The following is a 1,104-nucleotide window of genomic DNA, read 5'->3' as shown; positions in this document are numbered from 1 at the left end:
CTCCCGACTGGTTTTCTCGGCTCGATACATGGGTAGCCCGAAAAACCTTCTTTATGAATGAACGGCGACAACTTTATGAGCAAATGGCCTTCTTGCTCGACAACAAATCCTCACTTAAAGAGGCCATAACAAAACTTCAATACGCCGCTAGACAAAAAAGAAAAGAACGCAGTTCTCTGATGTACTGCCTCAATGATATACACGCAGCACTAACCACCGGCCAAACTCTGGACAAAGGTTTGTCACCCTGGGTTCCTCACAGTGAAAGCACCATCATTATGTCTGCTAGGTTAACCGGTGATTTAAGTAATGCGCTAAAACGTACCATTCAAAATATCGATACGCTCGGGAAGCTAAAAAACAAAGTCATTAGTAGCCAAATATATCCGTTATTTTTATGTGTCGGCACCTTGGTTGCGATGCATTTTCTTCACGAAAAATATATTCCAACCCTTCTGGCACTTGTTCCGCGTGAAGCGTTAACAGGAAAACTCGCGTTGTTCGTCGGTATAACAGAATTCTTTGTCTCCAACTTGATTCTGCTGCTATTAGCGATTTCACTGACCATTATATCCATACTTTGGACCATGCCGAATTTGACCGGAAAATTCCGTAATCGTGTTCTCGACCGACTCTTTCCATGGAGTGTGTATAAAGAGACTGAGGGCGCGACATTCCTGCTCAATTATGCTGCTTTGATGCATCCATCCATTCGGATGGAGCAGGCACTCCATCTGCTTAGTGTGTATGCCTCACCTTGGTTATTTGAGCGCCTTGATGCCACGCGGCGCAAGCTCAGTACCGGGGTAAATTTGGGCCAAGCACTGATGTTAACTGGATTTAACTTTCCCTCACGTGATGCCGCAGTACATTTGTCTATTCTGAGCGGAGGGAATGATGCTCAAGACCTTATCAAGTCCTTTGCCTACTTCTGGCAGACAGAAAGTCTCAACAAAATCGCCAAAACCTGTGCGGTCGTCAACTTCGTCTTTCTGATAATCAACGCCAGCTACATCGTTCTGCAAATATTGGCGAGCGTAGAAATCAATGCGCTCGTCAAAACGCTTCACTAACCCCCTGTTGAAAGGAAACCATCATGAAAAT

At 44.9% G+C, this 1,104-nt stretch carries 1 protein-coding gene; it reads left to right on the top strand.

Annotation, left to right across the window (positions count from 1 at the left end):
* On the top strand, positions 1–1,073 hold a 1,073-nt coding region (locus AACW11_RS19115), incomplete at its 5' end, for a type II secretion system F family protein (RefSeq protein ID WP_212587057.1).
* Positions 1,074–1,104 lie beyond the last annotated feature (31 nt).

Source organism: Yersinia sp. Marseille-Q3913, assembly GCF_963892745.1.
GTDB lineage: Bacteria > Pseudomonadota > Gammaproteobacteria > Enterobacterales > Enterobacteriaceae > Yersinia > Yersinia bercovieri.
Note: the sequence above shows the minus strand (reverse complement) of the source record. Positions and strands in the feature narration are given on the sequence as shown.